The sequence below is a fragment of the Kribbella shirazensis genome (assembly GCF_011761605.1).
GTDB lineage: Bacteria > Actinomycetota > Actinomycetes > Propionibacteriales > Kribbellaceae > Kribbella > Kribbella shirazensis.
Genome location: NZ_JAASRO010000001.1, coordinates 4,102,102 through 4,128,377, shown reverse-complemented (window position 1 = coordinate 4,128,377; position 26,276 = coordinate 4,102,102). Strand labels below are relative to the sequence as shown.

Below are 26,276 nucleotides of genomic sequence, written 5' to 3'. Positions count from 1 at the left end.
GTTGGACCCTACTCACAGCTGCTGGAGCCAGGACCAGAAGAACGCCAGGCTGCCGCTCGCCAGCGCGATAGTTGCCGGAAGCACCCACCTGCGCGTTCCCTGCACCAGGAGCGTCTGCAACGCCGCGATGCCCCACAGCGCGAACAGGAAGACGAGGATGCACGGCACGGCGATCAGCGCATGCGCCGTCCATGCACCGGCTCGTGTCGGGCCGCCCCACGTGCCCGGTTGGACCGGGCCGTGTTCGACCAATCCCCAGAACGGCCCGCGGACCACAGCCAGTACCACCAGGAGCATCACGAACACGCTCGCGAGCCCCAGCACCGCACTGAGCAGTCCGTAGCCGAACGCCTGTCCAGCACTCATCGCCCGCGGGGCAGCGGCCCTGCCCAGGCGGTACGTCACCAGCCGGCGCCAGCGTCGTACCGCGGTCTCCTGCTCACCCACGACCGCGTCGGCCATCGTCAGTACACCGACAGGCACCAGCAGCGCGTCGTACACCACTGAGCGACCTAGCCGACGCAGCCCGGTGATGGTGTCCCGGATGGTCGGCTGGGTGAGTGTGTCCGTCATGGTCTCTCCTCGGTCTCGAGTCCTGACCTCGACGGTAGGAATCTGCGCCTCTTGGCACCTCCAGCCACGGAACCGATCGCGGAGCAGTACTCCGGTACGGGGTCGAAGTGATCTAGGTCACAGTGACCACGTTATGTCGCAACGCGTTACACGATCAGTGCTGGATGGCGTACGCGCGCCGACGGCCTGCAGGACGGGGATCGCGTCCAACAGGAGGTACACGGACACCATGCGCATGCGGAACCTGGCTGTGACCGCCACGCTGACCCCGGTTTTGCTGCTGCCCGGTTGCGGCACCGACGCCGACGTCGCCGCTGCGGCCGCACCCGCCGCCCAGAGGGCGACTCGCACCACCGCCACCGAGGAGGCCGTCGGCTCCGACGACCCGGTGGTCAACGCGTACTACGCCTACCGGGACGCGCTGGACGTGATGATGCGTAGCGGCGGCCGCAGTACGAAGCAGTTGGAGCCTGTGATGACGCCGAAGATGTACCAGGCGATCGGAGCGCAGGCGAAGTACTTCCGGACCCACAAGCTGCGCAACACCGGCGCCACGAAGGTCATCTGGGCGCGACGCACCCTCGCGGCGAACGGCGTCATCGTCAGCGCCTGCTACGACACCACCGCAGCCCGCACCGTGAACGTCCGCGGCCGCGGCGTACTCCCGAGCTCCACCCCGACCCGCTGGCTCGACCAGATGCGCGTCGTCAACCTGCACTCTCGCTGGATCGTCGACGGCGGCACCACGACGCCTACCGACTGCTGACCAGCTTTGTGGCGGTGCGATCACGATTGCGTGGCCGCCGGATTCCTCTCGGTGAGCGGGGGCAAACTCCCTCCAAGTGCCGACGAGGTCGAGGGGTCCACCATGATCGACACGAAGGTCCGGCGTTGGCTGCCGACGTGGTTCGGCGGCCGCCGTACGCCGGAAGTGTTCCGGCCGCGCGGGACGAGTTCGCGGGTCAGCCGGCTGGCGGCGCAGTACGACGCCGAGGTCGACGCGGCCCTGCGACGCCTGTGGCCGAAGGCGCGGATCTACCACGACCGCGAGTTCACCCGGGACCGGGCCGACTTCCTGCTCGTGGTGCGCGGCCGCGGCGTGATGATCGAGACCAAGGTCAAGAGCGATCCGGGTCTGTTCCGCGGCTCCACGCTGCCGCCACTGCTGGACCGGCTGCAACGTGACGGCCGGCGCCTCCTCGTCCTCGTCAACCAGGGCGACCCGACCCCGGCCCGCGACCTGATCAACACCAAGCTCGGCGACCGCGGCCGCATCGTCGTCTGGTCCGGCCCCCACCACGACACCGACCTCCGCCAGGCAGTCGAAGCACTCCTCGACCAAACCACCCGCCACGCCTGAGCCGGACTGCCACCTCGAACACGCAGTGGGGACCGGCGGGGTCAGGCGTTCTTGATGGCCGAGACCTCGAGTTCCAGCGTGACCTTCTCGCTGACCAGGACGCCGCCGCCCTCGAGGGCCGCGTTCCAGCTGACGCCGAAGTCCTTGCGGTTGATCACGACCGAGCCCTCCAGGCCGAGCCGCTGGTTGCCGAACGGGTCGGTCGCCGTACCGGTGTACTCGAAGGTCACGTCGACCGGCTTCGTGACGCCGCGGATCGTCAGGTCGCCGCTCACCACGAACTCCCCCTCGCCGTTCTGCTGGACGGCGATCGACACGAAGGTGATCTCCGGGTTCTCGTCCATCGCCAGGAAGTCGTTGCTGCGCAGATGCTCGTCGCGCTGGCTGTTGCGCGTGTTGATGCTCTTCGCCTGGATCGTCACCCGCCCGGACGAGTTCGCCGGGTTCTCGCCGTCGATGTGGAACGAGCCCTCGAACTCGTCGAACGCGCCCCGGACCTTGGTCACCATCGCGTGCCGCGCACTGAACCCGATCCGGGTGTGGGAGGCATCGAGGGTGTAGTCACCGCTCAGGGCGGCGTACTCGCTGGACATCGAGGTTTCCTCCAGAAGGTTAGTTGAACTTTCCACAGTACAGATTTCACCTTTGTGCCGCAGAAGTCCACCCCTCACCCGGCGTGTCCGTTCTGTGGACCCCGATCCGACCGGCACCTGGACAGGGTCGCGATCGGCCGGGAGCGCGTCACGGACAGCTGACCGTTGCCCGCAGCAACCGAGTTAACCGGTTGCACGACGCCTGCCGGAGCAGTTCTCATAGGTGGCCGAAGGATCGGAGGAAACACCGTGGAACCGCTCAGCGCCGAAGAGATCAGGCGCTCGTTCGTCAACTCGACCAAGAGCCAGGTCAAGTCGATGGCACTACCGGCCAAATTCACCGAGTTGCCGTGGGAGTCGCTGGACTTCCTCGGCTGGCGCGACGCAAAGGCTCCGAACCGTGGCTACCTCGTCGTACGGCGCGACGGCGGCGTGACCGGGATCGCGGTCAGCACGCAGGCGTCGGGCGCGGCGCGCCGGTTCGCGGGACTGTGCGACCTGTGCAACACCGCCCACCACGTCAGCGACGTCGCGCTGTTCGCAGCCCGCCGCGCCGGGACGGCCGGACGCGAGGGCAACACGGTCGGGATGTACATCTGCGCCGATCTCGCCTGCTCGCTGTACATCCGCGGCCTGAAGGAACTCGACGTACCGCAGGGCGAGACCGCCGCCCCGGAGGTCCGCGCGGACCGTCTCACGACACGCCTCGAGAGTTTCGTCCAGCGGGTCCTCGCGTAGGCCGAGCCGGATTAGGCTGGACTGGCACAACCGGCCCGCGGGGATCGAGAGGGAGCGAGTTGCGAATGACCGAGTTCCGCATCACGCATGAGATCGCCCAGCAGCATCCGGACATCCGCGAGCGACTCACCGCCACCACCATCGAGGCGATCAACGAGTCCAGCGCCCGCTCCGCGGACGACGCCGCCCGGGTACTGCGGCACAAGCTCGGCGAGATCGGCGTACACATCAGCGAAGCCGCCTGCCTGTCCGCCATCGAACGCGTCCGCTCCGGCAAACAACTCCACTTCGAGATCGAGCCCACCTCGAACGAGGAGTAGATCGCGCGGTCTCAGACGGACACCGTGGCCGGCTTCCCGAGCTCGAGCCAGGTAAGTTCCGGGCCTGCGGGCGCAAAGGCCGCCTCGATCTCGTCGCGGCCTTGGTGGAAGTGACTCCAGCCCTCGTAGTGCACCGGCACGACCGTGTGCGGGTCGAGCAGCGAACACAGCTCCACGCCGTCAGCGCCGGTCATCGTGTACCGCAGCGGTCCGCTGACACCGAACCGCACACCGCCGAGATGAAGCAGCATCGTGCCCACCTCGAGCCGCGTACCGACCTGCCTGAGCCCGCGGTGGAGAACCGAGTCACCGGTGATCCACAGTGCACCGTGCTCCTGCCCCGGCCAGCGCAGCGCAAAGCCGATGACGTCTCCGGTGAGACCGCGGCTGAGCGGCGGCCCGTGCCGGCACGGGGTCGCAGTGATCTCCAGTGGCGGCCGACCACGCTGCCGCAGCGAGTGGACAGACCACGGCGGCAACCCGACTGCGCCACCTCCGAGCCGCGATGCACCCGCGACGGTCGTCACCACTGCGCCGACCGAAGGCAGCAGTGCCCGGCCGGCGTTGTCCAGGTTGTCCGCGTGCTGATCGTGGGTCAGGAGTACGGCGTCGATCGGCGGCAGCTCGTCGACCCCGACCGCCGGGCCTGAGAGCTTCCGCGAGGCCGTGCCCCAGCCGAACGCGTAGCGCCGGCCGGGCGGATCGAAGGTCGGGTCGGTGAGCAGCCGCCAGCCGCCGACCTCGATCAGCGTCGTCGGGCCGCCGATGTGGGTGATGCGCATGTCGCTCACGACGAGTGCTTCAGTGCCCAGTCCAGTACGTCGTCCGCGATCTTCTCCCACCCTTGCTGCGCCGGGAGCAGATGCGCGTAACCGTCGTACTCGCGGATCTCGGTGATCGTGTTCGACTTGTAGTGCTTGGCGTTGGAGCGCTGCACCTCGGGCGGCATGATGTGGTCCTCCGAGCCGGAGACGAACAACAGCGGCACCCGCGCGTCGTTGTGGTAGTCGACCCAGGTGTCCTGGTGGCCGGGTTGGAGGTTCGCCAGCACACTCCCCCAGAGAATCCCGCCGTTCGCGGGGATCGCGTAGCGCTCGTACAGCGCCCGGGCCTCGTCGTCTGTGAACGTGTTCGTGAACGCGTACTTCCACTCGTCGAAGGACAGCGGGATCGTCTTGTGCCGGTTCGCCGGGCTCTTCAGGACCGGGAACGTCGACTTCACCTGCGAGAGCGGCACCACCTTGACGCCTTCGGTCGGCGCCGAGTTCATCGCGACGCCGGCCGCGCCGAAGCCGTGGTCGAGGAGGATCTGGGTGAACGCCCCGCCGGCCGAGTGACCGATGATGATCGGTGGCCGGTCGAGTTCACGGATCACCGACTCGAGGTGGTCGATGATGCCCGGCACCGTCACCTTCAGGACGGGCTCCGGGTCCGCGTTCAGCGCCTCCACCTCGACCTCGAAACCCGGGTACGCCGGCGCCAGCACGCGGAAGCCGCGCGCCTCGTAATGGCTGATCCAGTGCTCCCAGCTCCTCGGTGTCACCCAGAAACCGTGCACCAGCACGATCGTGTCAACCGGCATGATCGCCCTCCCCTTCGTCTGGCAGATGTGCCGAAACCGTAGCTGCGCCGACAGGGTGCTCCGTAGGATGTGGCTGCACAGATCTGGGCTCTCTGTGCACAGTTCGCTGGTTCCAGGGGTGGGGGGCGACGTGGCTGTGCTGCTCGATACCGCTGTTCTGCCGCGGCGGGACCGGACCGAGGCGTTCCACGCGGCGATGATGTCGGCGAGTGTGCCGTCACGCGTGGAGCACGAGGACCCGGACGGTGACGTGCACGCGCGCATGGACTTCTGGCAACTCGGTACGCCGGACCTGTTCCGCAACGAGGGCTCCGGCATCCGTCTCGTCCGTACGCCGAAGCACGTCCGCATCGGCGGACCGGAGCGCCTCGCCCTCGCGGTGCACGTCGTCGGGGCGGGGGTGTTCAGCCAGGGCGGCAACGATCAGCGGGTCCGGACCGGTGAGCTGATGCTGGTCGACCTGACCGCGCCGTACGAGTTCGCGTGGAGTGGGCACGGCGCGTCGCAGGCGTTCCAGATCGACTACGCCGACTTGGGGCTGAGCGTCGAGACGATCCGCGCAGCCGCTCCACGACTGCGCAGCAGTCCCGTGTACGACCTCGTCCTGCACCAACTCACCGTGCTGCCGGGAATCCTCGAGCCGTTGCAGAACTCTCCGTCGGCGCGGATGCTCGGCGAGGCCACGACACAACTCGTCCGCGCCCTCCTGACCTCCGCGGCGGAGCACGGCACGCAGCCACGTGCGATGGCAGAAGTGCTGTTCTCCCGCATTGCGTGGTACGTGCGGACGCGTCTCACCGATCCGGACCTCGGTCCCGCCCGAATCGCCGCGGAGCACAACATCTCCGTCCGTTACCTCTACAAACTGCTGGCCGAGCACCACCTCAGCCTTGAACAGTGGCTGATCACCCAGCGCCTGGACGGTGCCGCTCGTCAGCTCGCCGATCCGGCGAGCAAGCACCTCCCCATCGCGGCTGTCGCAGCACGCTGGGGGTTCGACGACGCAGCCCACTTCACCCGGCGCTTCCACAGGTCGTACGGCATGACCCCACGCGAATGGCGTCGCCGGTAGACAGCAGCAGCCAGGCGGCCTCAGCCCGCCGGTGTCAGGTCTTCGGGTGTCAGGTCTTCGGAGGTGAAGACGGCGTGGAGCGAGAGGCCTGCCTCTGTGAGCGCCGCGGGGACCGTGGAGTTGCGGTTGATGACGCAGAGCGCGTCGGTGATGTGGGCACCGAGGGTGCGTAGCTCGGCCGTGGAGAGCACGATCTGGCCACCCGTGGTGACCACGTCTTCGACGATGGTCACCCGTCGTCCAGCAGTCTCGGCCCCTTCCGCCAGCCGGCGGGTCCCGTACGGCTTGGCCTCCTTGCGCACGAACGCACACGGCAGGCCGGTGTGGCGCGCAAGCGCGGTCACCACCGGGATCCCACCCATCTCGAGACCGGCCAGCACCTCGGTGTCCGCAGGCACCAGCGGCACCATCGCCTGCGCGACCGCGTCCAGCAACACCGGGTCGGCCTCGAACCTGTACTTGTCGAAGTACTGATCGGTTGTCTGCCCCGATCGCAGGACGAACTCCCCGGTGAGATGGGCTGCCGCGTAGATGCGCCGCCCCAGTTCCGCTAACTCCACACCCGTCACCCTAACCGCCAGGCCTCACGCCCCTGAGCACCGGTCTGGCCGGTCTGGCCGCTGGCTGGTCTGGCCGTGGCTGTCGACTACCCGGCTTTGCGTTCGTTGGTGGGGAGGAGGCGGCGGAAGTCTTCGGTGGAGATGATGGGGACGTTGAACTCGCGGGCCATGCGGGCCTTGACGGAGAGGCTGTCGACGTCGGCGGCGACGAGGAAGGTGGTGTCGGGGCGGACTGCTTCCTGGGGCACGAAGCCTGCGGCGACTGCGCGGTCCCACCACACCTCGCGCGGCTCGACCATGTCGCCGGTGAACACCAGCGTGCTCCCCGGCGGAAACCCCCGCGCCCCAGGGCGATCCGGTACGACGTACCGCCCGTTGCTCGCTCGCAGCAACGCCTCGTCGACATCGACTGCGCGTTGTCCGAGCATTACCGCGACCTTGTCGAGATCGCTGCGCTGATCCGGCGTGATCCGGCCCGTGGCCCACGACGCGTCGGCCAGCGCGGAGACGTAGTACCGATGGAGGTGGTCGACCTGCGGGCGCGTGAGGCCGAGCTCGTTGGCGACCTGCACCAACTGGTCCGCGTCCGCCGCGGTGATCTCGCGATTGGCGAGGATCGTGTCCAGCAGGACCAGGTACGAGTCGGCCTGCGGCGGCTCCGGGACGCGCGGCAACTGGTCGACCAGCCGGCTCATCCACCCATGCCGCCCACCGGCATGGACCGGACGAACAGTCGGCGCCACGTCCGTCCCCGGCAGCTCCGGCCACGGCAGGCGGCGGATCTCCTCGTAGGCCCACTGCCACGGCGGAGGCGCCGCGAAGGCCCCCAGATACTGTGCGAACAGCTCGGCCGTCGCCCGCGTGTCTGCGAGCGCCGAATGCCAGCCCTCGAGCGAGATCCCCGCCGCCGCACAGCACGCTCCGAGCGTCCGCTTCGACCCCGGATGGAGGTAGCCGGCCAGCGCCATCGTGCACATCGACCGCTCGGTGATCAGCGGTACGGCGGCCCCGAGTCGCGCGAACTCCGCCCGCAGGAACCCGAGGTCGAACTCGACGTTGTGCCCGACAACCATCCGCCCCGCCAGCAGCTCACCCAGCTGCCGCGCGATGTCGCGGAACTGCGGCGCCGCCAGCACGTCGGCGGTGAGGATCCCGTGGATGTGCTGCGGACCCAGATCACGCTGCGGATTCAGCAACGTCACCCACTCGTGCTCGACCCGGCCGCGGGCGTCCAGCAGCACGACCGCGATCTCGATCACCCGATGCCGATGGCTCGGCAGCAGGCCGGTCGTCTCGGTGTCGATGACGGCGTACATCCGGGCCTCCTCCGGTCGATAACCGACTGGAACAACCCAACCACAGGCCGCCGACAGTTTTCGTGACGTCAGGTATCCGGAAGTTCCACCGCGATCTCGGCCCCCAGCTTCGCGCCGTGGGCGAGCTGCAGTTCGTCACCGCTCCAGAACCTGCCGGGGTCGTACCAGTTCGGCCGGCGCCCGTGCAGCAGCCCCATCGCCTCGTACGTCACCGCGACCACCTCGGCGCAGTACGCCGACTCGAGCTCGAGCTCCCGGGAACCCTTCCGGAACGCAGGAACCCGCCCACGGACCCAGCGCGACGCGAGCCGTGCAGTCGACGGGAACGGCGTACCGTCCAGCCGCGCGACGGTCCGCAGTACGGCGTCCTCCATCGTGCGTGTCACGGGATGGTCGAGCTGCCGCAGCCACGCGCGCTGACCGTACCTGCGGCCCCACACGAGCACCGCGTCGCGCAGGTCGTGGAGCTGTACGCCGCGCTGATGCGTCCCCGTCCACAGGTCCGGGAGCGAACGACCCAGTTCCGCGTGCCACATCAGCGGCGGCAGGTCCTCGACGACGATCGCCATGCCGACGTGGTTGACCGGGCTGTTCGTGGTCAGCTGGATCGCGCGATCCGCCGCTTTCCCACCGCGGAACAGCCAAATGTCACCTGTTCGTGTCAGTTCCGTAGCGTCATCCAGTGAAATCCGGCTGGTCACGTCGCTAGGTTAGTCCGCATGAAGGTATGGAAGGTGGTAGGGCTTGCGGGGCTCGTCGGCGTCGCCGCGACGGGGGTGGTGATCGCACGGGGCGAGCGGAAGCGCCGTGCGTACACGCCGGAAGAGGTCCGCGATCGCCTCAAGACCCGGGTCAAGGAAGCAGCGAACGCCTGACCTGGACGACGAATCGGCCGGGCAGCCTGGTACGCCGTAACTCGGTGGTACGGCGGTCGACCACGCGCGCCCGGCCGTGTTCGTTGCAGGACGCAACCTTCTAGAGGTTGTGCAGGGCAACCTGTTCCAGGCGGCCCGCGGTGATGGTCGCGGTCTGGTAGGTGCAGTACGGCTGCCGCCGGCGGTCGGTCGGGGAGCCCGGATTCAGCAGCCGCAGGCCGCCCGGGGCCGTCGTGTCCCACGGGATGTGGCTGTGCCCGAACACGAGCAGATCCACCCCTGGGTACGCCGCCTCGCACCGCTCCTCACGTCCCTTGGCCGGACCGGTCTCGTGCACCACGGCAACCGACAATCCGTCGAGCGTCGCCCGCGCGACCTCAGGTAGCCGCGCCCGCAACTCCGGGCCGTCATTGTTGCCCCAGCACCCGATCAACCGCGCGGCACGGGACTCCAACTCGTCCAGCAATCCGACGCTCACCCAGTCCCCGGCATGGATGACCACATCGGCGTCCTCGATCGCCTCCCAGACCGGGTCCGGCAACTTCTTCGCCCGCACCGGCAGGTGAGTGTCCGAGATCAGCACCAGGCGCATGCGCCCACTCTCTACGCGTTCAGTGCCTCGATCAACTCCTTCTCCTTCGCGGGGCTCAGCCCGGCGCGCCGCTCACGGTCCAGGCCGAGCTCCCGCTCCCAGGCAAGCGTGTCCACCAGCACCTCCTTGCGCGGCCGATGCGTCAACCCGGCCGCCGCCGCGGCTGCACCACTGCGCGACGACCAACCCTCGTACCCCGGCTCAGTCAGCCACATCGTGAGCGAATCCGGCCCCATGTACTGCTCGACCTTCTGCTCCTCCAACCACTCCCGCGGCGCGAGCACGACCGGCCCGGTATGACCGCCGACCGCTCGCGACATCTCGATCCAGTCCCCGAACGGCACGACCGGCCCGACCGTGTCGAACGTCCCCGTCCTCCCCTCGGTCGCGTTGTCGAGCAGCCAGCCGGCGAGATCGCGTACGTCGATGACCGCCGTCGCCAGCTCGGGCGTGTCCGGCACGAGCATCGGCTCCTCCGGCGCCTGTGCCGCCCGCGCGACCCACGCACCGGCCCGATCACTGCTGTCCCCCGGTCCACCGATCAGCCCGGCCCGGGCGATCACCAACCGATCCCCGACCACCTCACGTGACGCGAGCTCAGACGCCACCTTCGCCTCGCCGTACAGCTCCCGATCCACCACGTCCAGCTCCGTCGGCTCCCGCAGTACCGCTGTCTCGTCCGCGCCAGGCGTGTCGTACTGCGCATACGCGTTCCCCGACGACACGTACGTCCAGTGCTTCGCGCGCGCACCGAACGCCGCCAGCGCGCCCTTCACGAACCCCGGCTGCCACGAGACCTCGAACACCGCGTCCCAGTCGCGCGCCGGTACTGCGTCGTACGCATCCGGACGGCTCCGATCGGCCACGACGAGCGTCGCCCCGTCCGCGACCGCGCCGCTCTCGCCCCGCGCCAGACACGTGACCGAATGCCCGCGGGCGACCGCCTGCGCCGCGATCTCGCGCCCCACGAACGCCGTACCACCGAGGATCAGAATCTCCATGCGGGCAAGCCAATCAGGCCCCGCCGACAATTCCCAGGCACCTCTGCCGAGGGCAGAACGCCGAGCCTGACGACGAGGCTGACGTCAGAGCTGATGAGGGAGCTGATGACGGGCGAACGACGGCGTGTGATGCGGCGCCCGCGTCAGGTCACCGTAAGGGTCCTGCCCTTGCCAGACGGGCGATCCGGGCGCACTGTCGGAGCAGGGACGCCCAGGGGTGAGTGTCCGTCACAGCTAGGGGGAAGAGATGGCCGGCTTTATCCAGATCATCGAGTACCGGACGTCGAAGCCGGAAGAGATCGCGGCGCTGATGGAGGACTTCCGCGCGAAACGCGAGGCCGAAGCGGGCGGCCCGAGCCCGGTCCGCGGCGTCACCGGCGCCGACCGGGACGAGTCGGGACGCTACTTCTCGATCATCGAGTTCGCCTCGTACGAGGAGGCGATGGAGAACTCGAACCGCCCCGACACCAGCGAGTTCGCCGAGAAGATGATGGAGCTGTGCGACGGCCCCACCACGTACTACAACCTCGATCAGGTGGCGCTGCAGGAGTATCGCTGAGAGTTCCTCAGGTACGGCGTACGCCGGCTCGCCCAGGCGTACGCCGTACCGAGGTGGACCGGTGCCGGGAGGGGTGGTGGGCGGCCGGCACCGGTGGATCGGGAACTCAGCGGAAGACGCGGTACGACGACCAGGTGGACGGCGGCGCCGCGCCGTGCGACCCGAGTTCGCGGTCGGAGTGCAGCGGGTCGGGATCCTGTGGCTCCGGGCCGTGCGGCTCGGGGGCCGCGTGCAGATCCGGCCACGGACGGGGTCGGAGGGACTCGCGGGGCGGCAGCTTCAGGTCGGGGTCAGGACCCGGCTCCGGGTCGAGCCACTCGACCATGGTGGCCCCGCCGTGACCGTGGATCGCGACGACGGACTCGATGCCGTCCCACACGGTCGTGGTCGGATAATCGCCGTACCAGCGGAGAGCGACCGCGCCGTCGGTGAACTGCACGCCTTCGGCAACGGGCCCGGTGCCGCTGACACCGGAGACGTCCTGATGGCGGATCAGCCGGAAGCGACGGGAACTCATTTCGGCGCCACCTCCCACAGCCGCTCCCCCGGCAGCCTCCGCTCCGGTCCTGGATCGTGGTCCGGGATCGGGTCGCTCGTCACCCGCAACCCGGCGAACCTGCGCGACATGGCCGCGGCGTACCGCTCGGCCAGTTCCGCCTCGGCCCGGTAGTCGGCGACCACATGGTCCCCGAACCAGACCCGCACCCGACGACGCTCCACCCGGACCTGGACCGGGTGAGGATCACCACCGTCGCCCATCTCAATACACCCGGCACCGACTCGAGCCGGATCCCATCAGCGACCTCGCACAACCCTTCACGTCAATCACTTCCACTTCCCTGTGGGGATGGGTTCACAGGTAGTGACGGCCCCCCACGCCGTTCATGACGCGATTCCCGAGAAACTTCTCACAGCCCGTGAGGACTGTCCGCCTCCTGACGTATCCGTGGGTCGACCGCTCGAGGGCCCACGAAGTGCCGCGTGGTACGGGTCTGGGGTGGATTTCCCACCCATTCCGGGCAGCAAGGCTCCCCAGCCCGCCGTACCCCGAACGCGACCGGCAAACAACTCGGGTCACCACCTGAAAACCGGCAGTTGTGGCGGATGTGGGAGCGGTTGACCCCGACGATCAACGGGACGCCACCGGTGACGGGCCCTGGGCCGTTGTACGACGCAGCGATCTGCAGCTCGACAGGAGGTGTCGCGCGGCTGGGTAGTGCACCTACGCGTGATCGCCTGCGCGTGTACACCGTCTCGCGGTGCACTACCTGTTGAGAGAGCCGACTATCCCCCAGCGGACGACCCACGGGCGCGGACCCCGAACACCCCATCCGACCTACGAACGCGACCCTCGTGCTGGAACTCGCCCGTCTCGGGGCGCACATCCCCGTTGAACTCCAACCCCAGCACCCCCGCGGCCCTCTCCGCCAGGCGCCGGCTCGTCCAGCGCCAGAACGATCTCGTCGCTGTCAGCCGTGACGGCTCCTTCACGAGGGTCGCCAACTCACACGACCCAGGGGCGCCAGGTGTCGATGTCTTCGACGTCCGGGGTGATCGGCGGATCGAACGAGTGCGTGGCGACACCGGGCAGATGAGCCGACACGAGCGTGTCGAGATTGTGCACGAGCAGCGCAGGTACGTCGGGGCGCGCGGTGACGAGCGTGTCGAAGAGTCGCCGCGCCACCCGGTGCAGGACCTCATCTGAACTGCCGCCGCGTACCTGGACCTCGATCGGGTACCGATCCATCGCCTGCACCTCGTCCGGCTCAGGCTCCGGCGCGACGTACCCGTTCGGCTGCACCACCACTCCGAACCAGTCGTGCTCGATCTCCCCGTGCATCCGCAGCCGAACCGTCTCCGCCTCGGTCACCAGGACCTCGGCGCCAGCACCTTCGACCAACCAGTCACCTATCTCCTGCGGTGCACCGGACACCGCCAGGAAGACACTGTCGACGACCGACATCACTTCTCCTTTCGATAGCTGACCAGCCGACCGTCGCCAAGGATGAGGTGGACGACGTCGGCAACAGTCTTGCCGGGCTGACCGAGTGCCCGCCGGTAGGCGCGCGAGGCGTCAGCCTCTGAGAGGTCGATACCCCGCCCGTCGATGACAATCTCCCCGGCTTGGCTGCTGGCGTCGCAGATGTTCCGTTTGACGGTGTTGGTGCCGTTCGTGTTGGGCGTCTTGAACTCCACGATCACTCCGCGCTCGTGCCCACGTTTGCGTACCGTCGCGTCCGGATTCGTCTGTCCGGATCCGTGATCCGGCTTCCGTGCGTCGATCCGCCAGCCTTCCTCGGCCAGGCGATCGGCAACAACCCGCTCGTGGGGTTTGAAGACGCCCAGCGGGTCGTTCACGCCGGGGGCGAAGTCGAACTCGAGGGGGCGGAGGTCGAAGCTCGGGTCGAAGTCCAGGTCGGGTCGGGGGAGGTCGGGGAGCTGGATGTCGACGACGATGGGGGTGAACTGAGGCTCGTCGGCGTGGTCGAAGGTGGCTTCGATGCGGTCGGCAGTGATGGTGAGGGTGGCGTGCTGCCACTTCTGGTCTTCGGACTCGGTCATGGATTCGAGGAGGTCCTTGACCGCCTCGGTGAGTTCTGGCCCGATTTCGAAGTCGCCGGTGAGTCGTTCGGCGCACTTCTCTTCTTCCTTCTCGTCTCGTTCTTCGATGGTGAGGTCGCCGGTTTCGGTGACGGTGATCTCGAGTTCGAGGGGTTCGCGTTCTTCGGTTTCGTCGTCGTTCTCGTGGGCCTTGTGGTATTTCTCGAAGGCTTTGCGGGCGACCGTGATCAGCGGCGGCTCATTGTCTTCGGCAACTTCTACGTCCTCGTAGTCGACGACGAGACGCTTCGTACGGATCTCCGCGGCGGGGCCGCCGCTGGTCAGCTTGTTGCGGTCGGCGGAGTCGGACGACGGGCGGTTCGTGGAGGGGCCAGACGTACCGGTGAGGGCCTCGGCCCAGTTGCGGGCCTTCGGGGGTGCCATCGAGAGGAAGTGGGCGGCTGCCTCACAGGCGCGGGCGGCGGCGTCGAGTTGCTGGGCGGCGACGGTCGCCTGGCCGCGGGACGCGATCAGGGCGACCTGGGCGTTCTCGCGGCAGCGGGCCGCCGTACGCAGCAGGTGGTCGACGACGCGGGGGATCTCGTCGAAGCAGTCGACCAGGCCGCGGGCGACCCGCTGCAGCTCGGACGGCAAGACAGTCAGATCTGGTCGGCGTAGTTCTTGCAGCCGGCGGACGCGATCTCGAGCGCCTCGGCGGCCTGTTCCACCGCCTTGCTCGCGGCCTCCAGGATCTCGGTGATGTCGCGGTCGATACCGGTCGCGGTGCCCGCGATCAGGCTTTCCACCAGCTGGCTGTGCTGCGTGAACCGGAGCTTGAACCCGGCCAGGCCGCCAGCTGCCTGCTTGGCCTCCATCGAGACCTGGTGCAGCTGTTCCTTGAGCCGCAGTACGTCGGACACGTCAACCCACTCCCAAACTAGTTGCGCTTCTTCGGCAGCACGATCGCCGTACCGGCCACCACGACCGGCACCAGGATGCCGAGCCACCACGGCAACCCCGCCGCCATACCGACGATGACGAGGATCGCACCACCCCAGCCCCACCAGCGCGCGACGGGCAACCGCGGCAACCCGAGCACCCGCGACGCGGCCAGCATCGTGACGGCGGCGATCGCCGCTGCCTCGACACCTGCCAGGAACGAACCGCTGAACACCCACACGAGCACGAACCCGACCAGTGCCAGGACCGCGCTGATGGTACGCCGCTTGCGCTGCTCCTGGAGCGCCCGGGCCCGGGTACGCACCTCCTCCAACTGGTCGACCGTCTCGGCGAGCTGTTTGGTGATCCGCTCCGCGACGGTCTCGATGTCGTTCAGCGCGCGGATCTCCGGCAGCGTGTGGTTCGCCCGCTTGCCCTCCGCGGGCAGCCCGGCCCGCTCCAGGCTCTCCGCCGCCTTCTCAGCGAGCGCGTTCAGCCGCGTCTGCAGCTTCCGTCCACGCTCCGCCATCGCGTCGGCCTCGGCGGCCGCGGTCGCCTCGGCCTTGGACTTGTGCGCGGTCAACCGGTCCTGCGCCTGCTGCGCGTCGGCGCGCGCCATCGCCACCGTTCGCAGCGCGCGCGTGTACTCGGACCATTCCTGCTCTTGGGTCTTCATCTCAGAAACACCTCATCGCCGCACCAACTCCACCGCGCGATCCACCTCGTCCGACCGCAGAGCGGCATACGGTACGACGACCTGCGCCTCGGGATGCAGGCCGTCCCACAGCAACGCGCGATGCGGCTCGGACGCCCATCGCACCAGCGGGCCGGCCACCGCACGGACGCCGTCCTGTGGATGCCGCAGGAACAGATGTGTCGCCACGTTGGCCCGCCCGTACCCGAGCTGCTCGGTGCAGACATGCAGCCGGTTCCACCACCCGAACGTGATCAGCCCTTGCGCCGGCCCGTCCCGCACGATGTCCTGCAACGCGTTCGCCGGACTCTCGAAGAACCCCTCGGCATGCACCTGCATCCGCGGTACGCCGTGGAACCCGAAGCCGAGCAGGTACGTCCCGGCGGCCTCCCCGTTGCGCATCGCGTCCCGCAGCGCGAACAACCGCGGCGCGATGTCGTCGTGCTTGTCCACGGTCTCGACCTCGCACCCGAGCTCCCGCAGGACCTGCACCAACGCATCCTTGCCTTCGGCAACAGCAGGCGCCGAGTTCGTCCCGTCGACGAACAGGAACCGCGGCGGCTCCACCGCGGCGGCAGCCGTCGACACCGCCAGGCCGGTCAGTACGCCGAGCGCATCCGCCGGACCGTCGCCCAGCACGAGCACTCCGGCGCCGGGCTCCGGCTGTACCTCGACACACACCGGCTCCTCGGTCACCGCGATCGGCAACCCGGTCCACGGCCGGCCGAGCTCGGGCTTGACCGCCGTGGCGGTGTCCGTCAACCGCGCCGGCTCCGCCAGATGGAAGACCCGCGGCGGATGCATCGACGAGCCGGCCTGCGACCACAGCTCGGCGCGCAACGAGTCCAGCACGGCCTTGTCCGCGAAGCTCACCAGCACGTGCTGGTTGTCGTCCGGCGACCCGAAGTTCGCGTTCAGCACCGCTTCGCCGCGGAACTGCAGCTCGGCCGCCGCGGTGTTCCCGCTCCGCAGGATCGCCTGCGAATCGGCCGGCGTGGTCTTCAACGCGATCCGGTACGGCACTTGCCCGAAGATCGAGTCCCGCCGCGTCGACAGCCGCTTCACGCCCTCGATCGTCTGCGTCGCCAGAACCACGTGTACGCCGTACGCACGGCCCAGCCGGACCAGCCGCTCGAGCAGTTTCGCGGCCTCGTCGGCCAGCTCGTCGTCGTCCTCGAGCAGCACCTGGAACTCGTCGAGGACGACGAGGATGCGCGGCGGCCGATCGGCGCCAGGAGGCAGCTCGGCGATGTCGGCCACGTTCCCGTGCGATTTGAAGATCTCGCTGCGGCGGGCGAGCTCGTCCGACAGATGACGCAGTACGGCGAGACCGAAGGCGCGATCGCTGTGCACTCCGAGGACCCGGATCTGCGGCAGCCAGTGCGGCCGGTCCGGGCCGGGACCGAGCGCCGAGAACTCGACGCCGTGCTTGAAGTCGAGCAGGTACATCTCCAGGTCTGCCGGGGAGTACCGCGCGGCGAGACCGTGGATCATCACGAGCAGCAGGTTCGACTTGCCCTGACCGACCGCGCCGCCGACGAGGACGTGCGGCAGCGCGGGGTTCCCGCTGCGCAGCCGGACCAGCGCCGGTGTGCGGTCGTCGTACCCGATCACCGTGCCGATCTCGTCCTTGACCGGCCGCCACCAGGTGGAGCGGGCCGGCAGGGTCCGTTCGAAGTCGATGGTCGGCAGGACGGCGATCTCGGCCTGCTCGGCGATGACGTCACAGATGCCCGCGGCAACAGTCGCGTCGAACGGCGGATCGAGCCGCGCCGGCGGAAGCTGCGCGACCTCGACCCGATCGCTGGTGATCGCGACCGGATTGAGGAGATCGAGCAACTGTTTCGAGTCGACGTCGAGCTCGGCCGCCGTCGACGCGTCGTAGTGCACGAGGAAACAGATGCCGCGTTTGCCGGCGGTCGCGGCCAGCCGGAGCAGATCGCGCTGGGCGAGCGTGTCGATGCCGAACGGGTAGTCGAACAGGATCACCAGCCGATAAGGATCGGTGGCCTGCCCCGTCTCCTTCAGCAGATCCTCGAACCGTTCGTGGCCGAGCTGCGCCTGCCGGCTCGCGCGCAGCGACGACACGTCGACGAGGCCGGACAGGACGGTGTGCAACTGCTCCGCGGTGTGTGTTGCCCTGGGCACCAATTGCGGGTACTTCGTGGTGAGGTGCCCGAGCAACCCCATCATCCCGGTCAGCTTGGGGTCGAACGCGTCGATGCGCAGGCGGAACGGTTCCGCGGCCGCGACGAGCCTCAGCGCGACGCTCTGGAGCAGGCGGCGGGCGGACTCGTTGCGGTCGCCGGTCACCTTCCAGCCGTTCGTCCGCAGCAGTGGCGCGACCACCGGCGTGCCGGTGTCCAGTTGGCCGACACGCACGTACGACGGGACGCCGGCGCCGACCAGTTGACGCGAACGCCAGCGTGCGTCGTTGGGCGGTATCGATGCCAGTCCGGGCGCCAGGCGGTCCGCGAGCAGTCTCGCCTTCGGCTCGGCCTCGGCCAGCGCCTCGGCGGTCTTGGCGTCGACCAGTGACCGCGATTCGCGGCGGGCCGCCGCGGTCTGTTCCTGCAGTTGACGATGCAGCTTCACGGCGCGCTGGTGCTCGCCGTACGTCAGCCGCCGCGCGTTGTCCAGCAGCTGCGCCAGCGCGTGCTGCAAACCGCGGATCCGCGCTTCCAGGAGCTCCGGTGCGGCCGGACCGGGCGTACTTCCCCCGTCAGGCTTCTCCGTCACGAGCATCGTCCTTCCACACTTGCCCCGCGACCGTACTGACTGCGTCACTGACTGCGTGGCGTAATCGTGTCACACCAGTGGCCCCAGTGGTCACTCCAGGTATCAGTAGTCTCACCTGCTAATCCGGAGCGACGATCTCGAGTTCGTAGTCGTCGGTGTTGTGCAGGAAGGCGGCGTAATGCTGCGGTCCGCCGGCGTACGGGTGCCGGTCGGCGAACATGAGCGTCCAGCCGTGTGCAGCGGCCTCCGCGACGATGCCGTCGACCTCCGCCCGGCTCGCCGCGTTCAGCGCCAGATGGTTCATCCCGGGGCGCATCCGGTCGTGTTCGGACGCCGACATCGCCGGGCTCTGCTCGACCACGACGTATGACCCGTCCGGAGCGGTCCAGGTCATCCCGCCCGGCCAGCCGTCACCGTCCTTCCAGCCCAGCCGGTTGAGGACCCAGCCCCAGCTCGTGACGGCCCGGGACAGGTCCGGGACCCAGATCTCGACGTGATGCACCGCGGCGGCCATCGGAGCATTATCTGTGCTCGTCGGCATGGCTCGACACGGCCATCGCGATCCCACCGCAAACCAGCAACCAGGTGAGGGCCGCGAGGACCCACGGCCACCAGGGACGAACCTGCGCGGCCTCGGCGACGGCCTTGCCGAACAGACCGCCGGCGGGCGCAAGGACGAGCACGAGCAACATCCGCGCGAACCTCGTCTCGCTGGTCATTTCTTCATTGTGCGAGGCCGCCGCCGACCCTGCAGAAACCTTGGCGTTTCGCGCCCCGTCACCTTTCTGTCTGTGGCAAGGTCTACCGTCTCCGTTGACAGTCATCAGATGGAGGTTTCGAGGTGAGCAGCACCCGGATCGAGAGCACGGCGTACGGCGCCGCGGCTCTGGAGCGCCTGGAGGCCGTGGTCGCGCGCCTCAAGGCCGACGATCCGATGACACCTGTCACGCTGCTCCTGCCGAACAACCTGGCCGGCGTCGTCGCCCGCCGGCACCTCGCCCGCTCCACTGTCGGCGGTCTGTACCTGGCGACCCTCGAGCGCCTGGCCGAGCAGATCGCCGCCGGTCTACTGAGCCCGCGCCGCCCGGCCACCCGGCCGATCGTCGCGGCCACCTGGCGTACGGCGCTCGCGAAGGCGCCCGGGATCTTCGAGGAGGTCGCCGGGCATCCGTCGACCATCCAAGCGCTTGCCTCCGCGCATCGCGAGCTCCGCGATCTCACCGATCCGGCGCTCGACAACGTCGCGCAGGCGTCCGCGCTCGGCCCCGATCTGATCCGCCTGCACCGCCATGTCACGGCCGAGCTCGCCGCGGACTGGTACGACGAGACCGACCTGTTGCGCGCCGCCGCGGCGCGGATCGCGGCATCGCCGTCGACGGTGCACGAGCTGGGCGCCCTGGTCTTGTACCTGCCGCAGGAGCTGACTCAGGCCGAGGCCGCCTTCGTGGCAGCGCTCGGCGACGCCGCGGCAGATCTCACGGTGATCGTCGGGCTGACCGACGTACGCCGGGCGGACCGGGCCGTTCGGCGGTCGCTGACGCGGATCGGGATCGATCTGCCGCGGTCGATCTCCAAGAACTACCCGGTCGCGACCGAGATCCTGAACGCGTCCGACGCCGACGACGAGGTGCGGTGCGTGGTCCGCGACGTCGTGTCGGCACTGGAGCACACACCGGCGCACCGGATCGCAGTCCTGTACGCCGCGGCCTCGCCGTACGCGCGCCTGCTGCACGAGCACCTCGGCGCCGCGAAGATCGAGGTCAACGGGCCGGGTACGCGTCCGGTGCACGAGCGCGCGATCGCGCGAACGCTCCTCGAAGTACTGGCGCTCGTCGACCAGGATCTGCCGCGGGCCGACGTGTTCCGCGCGCTGGCGAACGCCCCGACTCGGGACTTCACCGGCCAGCGCATCCCGGTGCCGCAGTGGGAGCGGATGTCGCGGGCAGCCGGCGTGGTGCGTGGCGACGACTGGGACACGCGACTGGCGCGGTACGCCGAGTCCGAGCGGCGGACCGCTGATCAGGAGGAGGCGGCCGAGGATCCACGACCGGCCGCGGTACGGCGCGCGCAGTACAACGCGACGACGGCCGAGCGACTGCACGCGTTCGCTTCCACTCTGCGCCGGCGGTTGAACGAGCTGGCGGAGCTCGACACCTGGGCGGACCTTTCCGCCGGGGTTCTGCAGCTCTTTCACGACTTGCTCGGAGACTATTCGTCGTTGCCGATCGAGGAGCAGTACGCCGCGGCCGCGGTCGAGGGGTCGTTGAAGGGGCTCTCGACGCTCGACGAGCTCGGGACGCCGGCGAGCCTCGCGGTACTACGCGACGTCCTGGATCTCGAGCTGCAGCAATCACTGCCTCGGGTCGGCACGTTCGGCACAGGCGTGCTGGTGGCGCCGTTGTCGGCGAGCGTCGGGTTGTCGGCGGACATCGTGTACGTCGTGGGTCTGTCGGAGGACCTGTATCCGGGGCGGGTGCACGAGGACGCGCTGCTCCCCCACCGGGTGCGTGAGGCGGCCGCGCCGGAGCTGGCGTCGTTCCGGGACCGGTTGGACGAGAAGCAGCGCCACCTGTTGGTCGCGTTCTCGGCGGGTGCGCGAGTGGTGGCGTCCTTCCCGCGCGGCGATCTGCGGCGGTCGTCGCGGCGGTTGCCGACGCGGTGGTTGCTCGGGTCGTTGCGGGAGCTGACGGGCGATCACGCGTTGCCGGCGACGCAGTGGGACAGGTACGAGGACGTGTTGCGGACGTCGGCGTCGTACGCCGGTTCGTTGACCACGGCAACGATGCCGGCGACCGAGCAGGAGTGGCAGACGCGGGCCGCGGCGGCGCGGTTGTGGGTGCAGGACGGCGTCCTGGTCCGGGCGCGGGAGATGCTGCGCGGACGTGCCTCGAATGCGTTCACCCGCTTCGACGGGGATCTGTCGGGCGTGTCCGGACTGCCCGAGTTCGCGGTGGAGGACCGGATCGCCTCGCCGACGTCGCTGGAGTCGTATGCGACGTGCCCGCACGCGTACTTCGTCGAGCGATTGCTCCAGGTGGAGCCGTTGGAAGCGCCGGAGGACCTGCTCGTCATCTCGCCGGTCCAGATCGGGAACCTGATCCACAACAGCCTGGATGCCTTCGTCCAACGGCTGTCCGGTTCGCTGCCGGGGTACGGCGAGCCGTGGACGGACGAGCAACGGTCGCTGCTGCTGGTGATCGGGGCGGATCTCGCGGACCAGTTCGAGGCCGAGGGGCTGACGGGACATCCGCGGCTGTGGCAGCGCGAGCGGATGCGCATCCTCGGCGACCTGATGGTGATGCTGACCGACGACGACCGGTGGCGCGCCGAGCGGTCCGCGTCGGTCGTCGCGAGCGAGCTGCGGTTCGGGTTCGACGGCGAGCCGCCGGTGGAGATCCCGGTGCCGTCCGGGCGCGTGCTGTTGCGCGGTTCGGCGGACAAGGTCGATCTCGGCGAGGACGGGACGATCTACGTCACCGATGTGAAAACCGGCGGCTTCTCGCGCTACGAGGGCATCGAGTCCGACCCGGTCGCGGGCGGGACGAAGCTGCAGTTGCCCGTCTACGCGTACGCCGCCCGCGCCCGCCTGGGCGAGCCGTCCACACCGGTCGAGGCGTCGTACTGGTTCGTCCGTCGCGGCGGCAAACGGATCCCGGTCCCGCTGACCCCCGAGGTCGAGGCCCGGTACGTCGACACGCTCGACGTGATCGTGTCCTCGATCGCGGCCGGGTACTTCCCGCCGAAGGCGCCCGAGGTACCGGACTTCCTCTGGGTGCAGTGCCCGTACTGCAACCCGGACGGTCTCGGCCACAGCGAGGTCCGGGCGCGCTGGGACCGCAAACGCCACGACCCGGTGCTGGAACGCCTGGTCCGGCTGATCGACCCGACCGCTTTGGAGTCCGGCGATGAGTGAACAGCTGCTGGACGGTCCGGCCCGCGACCGGATCCGCTCCGACACCGACACCACCCTCTTCGTCGAGGCGGGCGCCGGGTCGGGCAAGACGCATGCGCTCGTCGAGCGGGTCAGCACGCTCGTGCTGCGGGACGGCGTACCGCTGCGGACGATCGCTGCCGTGACGTTCACCGAGAAGGCCGGCGCGGAGCTGCGGGACCGGCTGCGGGTCGAGTTCGAGAAGGCGCGCCGGAGCGACGTCGGACAGCTCGCGGACGCGGCGCTGGACGATCTGGATTCGGCGTCGATCGGGACGCTGCACGCGTTCGCGCAGCAGATCCTGCTCGCGCATCCGATCGAGGCGGGGCTGCCACCGCTCATCGACGTACTGGACGAGGTCGGCTCGTCGGTCGCCTTCGAGGAACGCTGGGCCGAGTTGCAGCAGCAACTGCTCGACGACGACTCGATCGCCGAGCCGCTGCTGCTCGCGATGGCGGTCGGTGTCGAGCTGAAGCATCTGCGCTCACTCGCGCGGCTGTTCGGCAACGACTGGGACCTGATCGCCGATCGGGTGCTCGTCGAGCCGCCGGAGCTGGTGTCGATGCCCGACCTGACCGGTCTGGTCGCCGCGGCCGCGCAGATCGGCACCGCGGCGGAATCCTGCATGGATCCCGAGGACCGGTTGCTGCCGAAGGTCCAGCAGATCCGCGAGCTCGGCCTGATGCTGGACGCGGCGTCCGACCAGGAGACGCAGCTCGCGATCCTGCAGACGTTCCGCGGCCTGAAGGTGGGCCGGATCGGGCGTAAGGAGAACTGGCCGGACATCGCCAAGGTCCGCGGCGACTGCACCGAGGTCGTCGAGGTCGCGGCGTCGCTCGTCGAGCTGCTGCTCGATGCATGCCTGCGGCATCTGTCGCATTGGATCGCGGAGCGGGTGCTGGAGTCGGCCGAGCTGCGGCGCGCGGACGGGCGGCTCGAGTTCCACGACCTGCTCGTGCTGGCGCGCGATCTGCTGCGGCGGGACGCCAATGTGCGGGCCGACCTGCAGGAGCGGTTCGAGCGGTTGCTGCTGGACGAGTTCCAGGACACGGACCCGATCCAGATCGAGCTGGCGGTCCGGATCGCGGGCGGCGCGGAGGCCGACGCGGACGACTGGCGCGACGTGGAGGTCCCCGAGGGGAGGTTGTTCGTCGTCGGGGACCCGAAGCAGTCGATCTACCGGTTCCGGCGGGCGAACATCGCGACGTACCTGAACGCGCAGGACCTGCTGGGCGAGACGGTCGCTCTCACCACGAACTTCCGCACGGTCCCACCGATCCTGCAGTGGATCAACACCGTGTTCGCCACCCTCATCCAGCCCCACGAATCCGCTCAACCGTCGTACCAGTCCCTCTCCCCCCATCGCACGAACCCCGGCGCCTCGACCGGTACTGCCCCTGCTGTCACCGCGTCCAACGATCCCGGCCGCACCTCACGCCCTGGCGCCCCAACCCGCCACGGCGCGCCGTCCTCGCAACCCCCTGAGCCCGTCAAGGGCGACCAGCTCTCGATGTTCGACGAGCCGTCACTCTTCGACGAGCCCGCTCCCTTCGACACGAACACCGATGCGGACCCCGCCGCCCCCGGTGAGCAGGTCAGCGACCTCGCCGCGGTGCTGCCGTTCCGTCGGCGCGCGGCCGACGGCGCCGTCGACGTACCGCTGGAAGAACCACCACCCGAGCCCGAGACACCCGGCGCCGGTCCCGCCGTCACCATCCTCGGCGCCGAGCCGCACAGCGACCTCCCGCGTGCCCAGGCCTCCGTCCTGCGCGAACGCGAAGCCACCGACGTCGCCTCGGTCATCGAGGAGGCGCTCCGCGACGGCTGGTTGGTGTACGACGACCGCGCGGAGACCTGGCGCCCCGCGGCGGCCGGCGACATCGCCGTACTCGTCCCGGCCCGCACCTCGCTCCCGTTCCTCGAGGACGCGCTCGACCGCGCCGACATCCCGTACCGTGCCGAGGCCAGTTCACTCGTCTATCAGACCGCCGAGGTCCGCGACCTGCTCGCCTGCGCCCGCGCGCTCGGTGACCCGAGCGACCAGCTCGCGCTCGTCACCACGCTCCGCTCCCCGCTGTTCGGCTGTGGTGACGACGACCTCTACACCTGGAAGGTCAACGGTGGCAGGTTCCTCCTGACCGCGCCGGTCCCCGACCAGCTCCTCACCCACCCGGTCGCCGACGCGATGGAGTGGCTCCGCCGGACGTACTACGCCGCGCGCTGGCTCTCGCCCAGCGAGGTCCTCGCGAAGATCGTCGCCGACCGCCGGATGCTGGAGGTCGCCGCGATCGGCCCGCGGGCCCGCGACGCCTGGCGCCGCATCCGGTTCGTGATCGACCAGGCCCGCGCGTGGTCCGAGGTCGAGCACGGCGGCCTGCGCTCGTACCTCGCCTGGGCCGCCCATCAGGGCGAGGAGACGTCCCGCGTCGCCGAGGCCGTCCTGCCTGAAACCGACGCCGACGCGGTGCGCGTGATGACGATCCATGCCGCGAAGGGGCTCGAGTTCCCGATCGTGATCCTGTCCGGCATGAGCGCCTCGCCGAATCGTCAGCGCGGTGTCCAGGTGCTGTGGCCGCAGTCCGGCGGGTACGCCGTGAAACTCAAGTCGTCCGTCCAGACCGAGGACTTCGACCTCGTGCAACCGGTCGACGAGCAGATGGACGACTACGAACGCCGCCGCCTGCTGTACGTCGCCGCGACGCGCGCCCGCGATCACCTCGTCGTCTCGCTGCACCGCTCCGGAAACCGCCGCCACTCCAGCAACGCCGAGCTGCTCGCCACCGCGGGCGGCGTCGAGGCGCCGCACTCGACGCTCTTCACCAGCCCTCCGGTCCCCGACCGCGAGCCGACCGGCAGCCCGGACGTCACGCCGCCGATCTCCCGCACCGAATGGGAAACCCGCGCCTCGGCCGCCCGAGCCGCGAGCCGCGCCCCCTCGGCCAGGTCAGCCTCCGGCCTGGAAGGCACCGGCCCAGAGCTCGCCCTCGCCCCTTCCCCCGCCGACGATCCCGATGCTGGATCCGTCGTCCGCATCGATCCGGGCACCGCGAAGGCCGCCCGCGACCTCGAACTCCCCCCGTGGTCCAAGGGGCGTTACGGCACCGCGATCGGCCGCGCCGTCCACGCCGTACTCCAGGTCGTCGACCTCTCCACCGGCTCCGGCCTCGAACCCGCCGTCTCGACCCAATGCCTGGCCGAAGGTGTACTGGAGTACGCCGACGTGGTCACCGCCCTCGTCCGCTCAGCCCTCGCCTCCGACGTGGTGCAACGAGCCGCCGCCCGCGAACACTGGCGCGAGTCGTACGTCGGCACCGTCCAGCCCGACGGCACCGTCCTCGAAGGCTTCGTCGACCTCATCTACCGCGAAGACGACGGCCGCCTCACCATCGTCGACTACAAAACCGACGCCATTCCCGCGGCGGCGCTGGACAGCCGGGTCGCCTACTACGCCCCACAACTCCAGGCGTACGCCGAGATCCTGCCCAACACCGCCCCACCGATCCTGCTCTTCCTGAACCCGGCCGGAGCCGTCGAACGCCAACTGCCCTAGGCAACACGGCGCCCTAGGCAACAATCCGCACGGCCAGCACGACGATGACCGCGGACGACGCCAGCGCAGTCACCAACCGACCCGTCGGCCCGGTCAGCAACCGCCCGAGCAACGCACCACCGCCGGCCAGCAACAGTTGCCAACTCGCCGACGCCACGAACGCCGCCACCACGAAGACGATCCGTTCCCCGGCGCCCGCGATCTCCGACCCACCGAGCACCAGCGCGGCGAAGTAGATCACCGTCCACGGGTTGAGCATCGTCATCCCGAGCATCCCGAAGTACGCCGTCCACGCACCGATCGGCGTGTCGTGCTGCAACGCGACGATCCGCCGATCGCGATAGCGCCGTACCGCCCGGACCGCACCCATCACCGCGAGCCCGACCAGCACCACAACCGACGCCCACCGCAACGGCCCCACAATCGGCACCAGCAACGGAGCCAACACCGACCCGGCCCCCGCGGCCACCGCCGCGTACACGCCATCAGCCGAAGCAACCCCGAGCGCCGCAAACGCCCCGATCCGCAACGAACTCCGCGCCGTCAACGCCACCAAATAGGTCCCCACCGGCCCGACCGGCATGGCAACCCCATACCCGGCCAACAGCCCGGCGACCACTGCCCCGATCACGACGGATCGGGCATCGACCCCCAACAACGGCCCACCTGCTGCTGAACCCGAGCCACCAAGGCCACAGGTCCCACCAGCAACAGTCCGAAGGTCGTCGTAGTCATGCCCCC

The 26,276-nt window shown here is 69.3% G+C and carries 28 protein-coding genes; 9 read left to right on the top strand and 19 right to left on the bottom strand.

Annotated features, from left to right (window positions below; all coding sequences use genetic code 11):
- Positions 1 to 12: 12 nt before the first annotated feature.
- Positions 13 to 573: a hypothetical protein gene (locus BJY22_RS20175; RefSeq protein WP_167208997.1), complete on the bottom strand. Its 561-nt coding sequence runs from the start codon at positions 571 to 573 to the stop codon at positions 13 to 15.
- Positions 574 to 802: 229 nt separating this feature from the next.
- Between BJY22_RS20175 and BJY22_RS20170 the strand changes: the two genes are divergently transcribed.
- Positions 803 to 1,339, top strand: a complete 537-nt coding sequence (locus tag BJY22_RS20170; RefSeq protein ID WP_167208995.1) for a hypothetical protein — start codon at positions 803 to 805, stop codon at positions 1,337 to 1,339.
- Positions 1,340 to 1,441: 102 nt separating this feature from the next.
- Positions 1,442 to 1,933, top strand: coding sequence for a hypothetical protein (locus BJY22_RS20165; RefSeq protein WP_167208993.1), 492 nt, complete (start codon positions 1,442 to 1,444; stop codon positions 1,931 to 1,933).
- A 41-nt stretch (positions 1,934 to 1,974) separates the two neighbouring features.
- Here BJY22_RS20165 and BJY22_RS20160 read toward each other — a convergent pair whose 3' ends face one another.
- Positions 1,975 to 2,526, bottom strand: a complete 552-nt coding sequence (locus tag BJY22_RS20160) for a YceI family protein (protein ID WP_167208991.1) — start codon at positions 2,524 to 2,526, stop codon at positions 1,975 to 1,977.
- Positions 2,527 to 2,775: 249 nt separating this feature from the next.
- Here BJY22_RS20160 and BJY22_RS20155 point away from each other — a divergent pair, with 249 nt between their 5' ends.
- Positions 2,776 to 3,264 carry an FBP domain-containing protein gene (locus BJY22_RS20155; protein WP_167208989.1) on the top strand — a complete coding sequence of 163 codons (489 nt, stop codon included), beginning with the start codon at positions 2,776 to 2,778 and terminating at the stop codon, positions 3,262 to 3,264.
- 65 nt (positions 3,265 to 3,329) lie between these two features.
- On the top strand, positions 3,330 to 3,584 hold the full coding sequence (locus BJY22_RS20150; protein WP_167208987.1) for a hypothetical protein: 255 nt from the start codon (positions 3,330 to 3,332) through the stop codon (positions 3,582 to 3,584).
- Positions 3,585 to 3,595: 11 nt separating this feature from the next.
- On the opposite strand, the gene BJY22_RS20145 is transcribed toward BJY22_RS20150, so the two are convergent.
- Positions 3,596 to 4,366: an MBL fold metallo-hydrolase gene (locus BJY22_RS20145; RefSeq protein WP_167218439.1), complete on the bottom strand. Its 771-nt coding sequence runs from the start codon at positions 4,364 to 4,366 to the stop codon at positions 3,596 to 3,598.
- Between the two features lie 5 nt (positions 4,367 to 4,371).
- Positions 4,372 to 5,166, bottom strand: a complete 795-nt coding sequence (locus BJY22_RS20140) for an alpha/beta hydrolase (RefSeq protein ID WP_167208986.1) — start codon at positions 5,164 to 5,166, stop codon at positions 4,372 to 4,374.
- A 130-nt stretch (positions 5,167 to 5,296) separates the two neighbouring features.
- Here BJY22_RS20140 and BJY22_RS20135 point away from each other — a divergent pair, with 130 nt between their 5' ends.
- Complete coding sequence (locus tag BJY22_RS20135; RefSeq protein WP_167208984.1) at positions 5,297 to 6,238, top strand: helix-turn-helix domain-containing protein; 942 nt, start codon at positions 5,297 to 5,299, stop codon at positions 6,236 to 6,238.
- Positions 6,239 to 6,258: 20 nt separating this feature from the next.
- Here the strand turns inward: BJY22_RS20135 and BJY22_RS20130 are convergent, their stop codons facing one another.
- The 3 genes from BJY22_RS20130 to BJY22_RS20120 all read right to left on the bottom strand — a co-directional run bounded on the left by BJY22_RS20130 (position 6,259) and on the right by BJY22_RS20120 (position 8,815).
- Positions 6,259 to 6,798, bottom strand: coding sequence for a phosphoribosyltransferase family protein (locus BJY22_RS20130; protein WP_167208982.1), 540 nt, complete (start codon positions 6,796 to 6,798; stop codon positions 6,259 to 6,261).
- 86 nt (positions 6,799 to 6,884) lie between these two features.
- Positions 6,885 to 8,114, bottom strand: a complete 1,230-nt coding sequence (locus BJY22_RS20125; RefSeq protein WP_167208980.1) for an exonuclease domain-containing protein — start codon at positions 8,112 to 8,114, stop codon at positions 6,885 to 6,887.
- 68 nt (positions 8,115 to 8,182) lie between these two features.
- Positions 8,183 to 8,815, bottom strand: coding sequence for a hypothetical protein (locus tag BJY22_RS20120; RefSeq protein WP_167208978.1), 633 nt, complete (start codon positions 8,813 to 8,815; stop codon positions 8,183 to 8,185).
- 18 nt (positions 8,816 to 8,833) lie between these two features.
- Here BJY22_RS20120 and BJY22_RS20115 point away from each other — a divergent pair, with 18 nt between their 5' ends.
- Positions 8,834 to 8,989 (top strand): hypothetical protein, encoded by a 156-nt coding sequence (locus BJY22_RS20115; protein WP_165546543.1) that lies wholly within the window; start codon positions 8,834 to 8,836, stop codon positions 8,987 to 8,989.
- Positions 8,990 to 9,089: 100 nt separating this feature from the next.
- Here BJY22_RS20115 and BJY22_RS20110 read toward each other — a convergent pair whose 3' ends face one another.
- Together BJY22_RS20110 and BJY22_RS20105 are read right to left on the bottom strand one after the other, a co-directional pair.
- Positions 9,090 to 9,581, bottom strand: coding sequence for a metallophosphoesterase family protein (locus BJY22_RS20110; RefSeq protein ID WP_167208976.1), 492 nt, complete (start codon positions 9,579 to 9,581; stop codon positions 9,090 to 9,092).
- 11 nt (positions 9,582 to 9,592) lie between these two features.
- On the bottom strand, positions 9,593 to 10,582 hold the full coding sequence (locus BJY22_RS20105) for an NAD-dependent epimerase/dehydratase family protein (RefSeq protein WP_167208974.1): 990 nt from the start codon (positions 10,580 to 10,582) through the stop codon (positions 9,593 to 9,595).
- Between the two features lie 247 nt (positions 10,583 to 10,829).
- Here BJY22_RS20105 and BJY22_RS20100 point away from each other — a divergent pair, with 247 nt between their 5' ends.
- On the top strand, positions 10,830 to 11,141 hold the full coding sequence (locus tag BJY22_RS20100; protein WP_167208972.1) for a hypothetical protein: 312 nt from the start codon (positions 10,830 to 10,832) through the stop codon (positions 11,139 to 11,141).
- A gap of 106 nt (positions 11,142 to 11,247) precedes the next feature.
- On the opposite strand, the gene BJY22_RS41105 is transcribed toward BJY22_RS20100, so the two are convergent.
- From BJY22_RS41105 to BJY22_RS20055, 9 genes are all read right to left on the bottom strand, one after another.
- Positions 11,248 to 11,658, bottom strand: coding sequence for a hypothetical protein (locus BJY22_RS41105; protein ID WP_238350407.1), 411 nt, complete (start codon positions 11,656 to 11,658; stop codon positions 11,248 to 11,250).
- Positions 11,655 to 11,900 (bottom strand): hypothetical protein, encoded by a 246-nt coding sequence (locus BJY22_RS20090; RefSeq protein ID WP_167208970.1) that lies wholly within the window; start codon positions 11,898 to 11,900, stop codon positions 11,655 to 11,657. Before BJY22_RS20090 ends, BJY22_RS41105 begins: the two co-directional genes overlap by 4 nt.
- A gap of 745 nt (positions 11,901 to 12,645) precedes the next feature.
- A complete protein-coding gene (locus BJY22_RS20085; RefSeq protein ID WP_167208968.1) occupies positions 12,646 to 13,104 on the bottom strand; it encodes a hypothetical protein in 459 nt (152 codons plus the stop codon).
- Entirely contained in the window at positions 13,104 to 14,336 is a 1,233-nt protein-coding gene (locus BJY22_RS20080; protein WP_167208966.1) for a CdiA C-terminal domain-containing protein, read from the bottom strand. Before BJY22_RS20080 ends, BJY22_RS20085 begins: the two co-directional genes overlap by 1 nt.
- 5 nt (positions 14,337 to 14,341) lie before the next feature.
- On the bottom strand, positions 14,342 to 14,602 hold the full coding sequence (locus BJY22_RS20075; protein WP_130388988.1) for a hypothetical protein: 261 nt from the start codon (positions 14,600 to 14,602) through the stop codon (positions 14,342 to 14,344).
- A 17-nt stretch (positions 14,603 to 14,619) separates the two neighbouring features.
- Positions 14,620 to 15,297, bottom strand: a complete 678-nt coding sequence (locus BJY22_RS20070) for a hypothetical protein (RefSeq protein ID WP_167208964.1) — start codon at positions 15,295 to 15,297, stop codon at positions 14,620 to 14,622.
- Between the two features lie 12 nt (positions 15,298 to 15,309).
- Positions 15,310 to 18,054: an FtsK/SpoIIIE domain-containing protein gene (locus BJY22_RS20065; protein ID WP_337758796.1), complete on the bottom strand. Its 2,745-nt coding sequence runs from the start codon at positions 18,052 to 18,054 to the stop codon at positions 15,310 to 15,312.
- A gap of 118 nt (positions 18,055 to 18,172) precedes the next feature.
- Complete coding sequence (locus tag BJY22_RS20060) at positions 18,173 to 18,568, bottom strand: VOC family protein (RefSeq protein ID WP_167208960.1); 396 nt, start codon at positions 18,566 to 18,568, stop codon at positions 18,173 to 18,175.
- A gap of 7 nt (positions 18,569 to 18,575) precedes the next feature.
- Positions 18,576 to 18,773, bottom strand: a complete 198-nt coding sequence (locus BJY22_RS20055; RefSeq protein ID WP_167208958.1) for a hypothetical protein — start codon at positions 18,771 to 18,773, stop codon at positions 18,576 to 18,578.
- 122 nt (positions 18,774 to 18,895) lie between these two features.
- Between BJY22_RS20055 and BJY22_RS20050 the strand changes: the two genes are divergently transcribed.
- Positions 18,896 to 21,967 carry a PD-(D/E)XK nuclease family protein gene (locus BJY22_RS20050; RefSeq protein ID WP_167208956.1) on the top strand — a complete coding sequence of 1,024 codons (3,072 nt, stop codon included), beginning with the start codon at positions 18,896 to 18,898 and terminating at the stop codon, positions 21,965 to 21,967.
- Positions 21,960 to 25,535, top strand: a complete 3,576-nt coding sequence (locus tag BJY22_RS20045; protein ID WP_167208954.1) for a UvrD-helicase domain-containing protein — start codon at positions 21,960 to 21,962, stop codon at positions 25,533 to 25,535. Before BJY22_RS20050 ends, BJY22_RS20045 begins: the two co-directional genes overlap by 8 nt.
- 13 nt (positions 25,536 to 25,548) lie before the next feature.
- Here BJY22_RS20045 and BJY22_RS20040 read toward each other — a convergent pair whose 3' ends face one another.
- Positions 25,549 to 26,193, bottom strand: a complete 645-nt coding sequence (locus BJY22_RS20040; protein WP_238350406.1) for a LysE family transporter — start codon at positions 26,191 to 26,193, stop codon at positions 25,549 to 25,551.
- Positions 26,194 to 26,276: the final 83 nt, after the last annotated feature.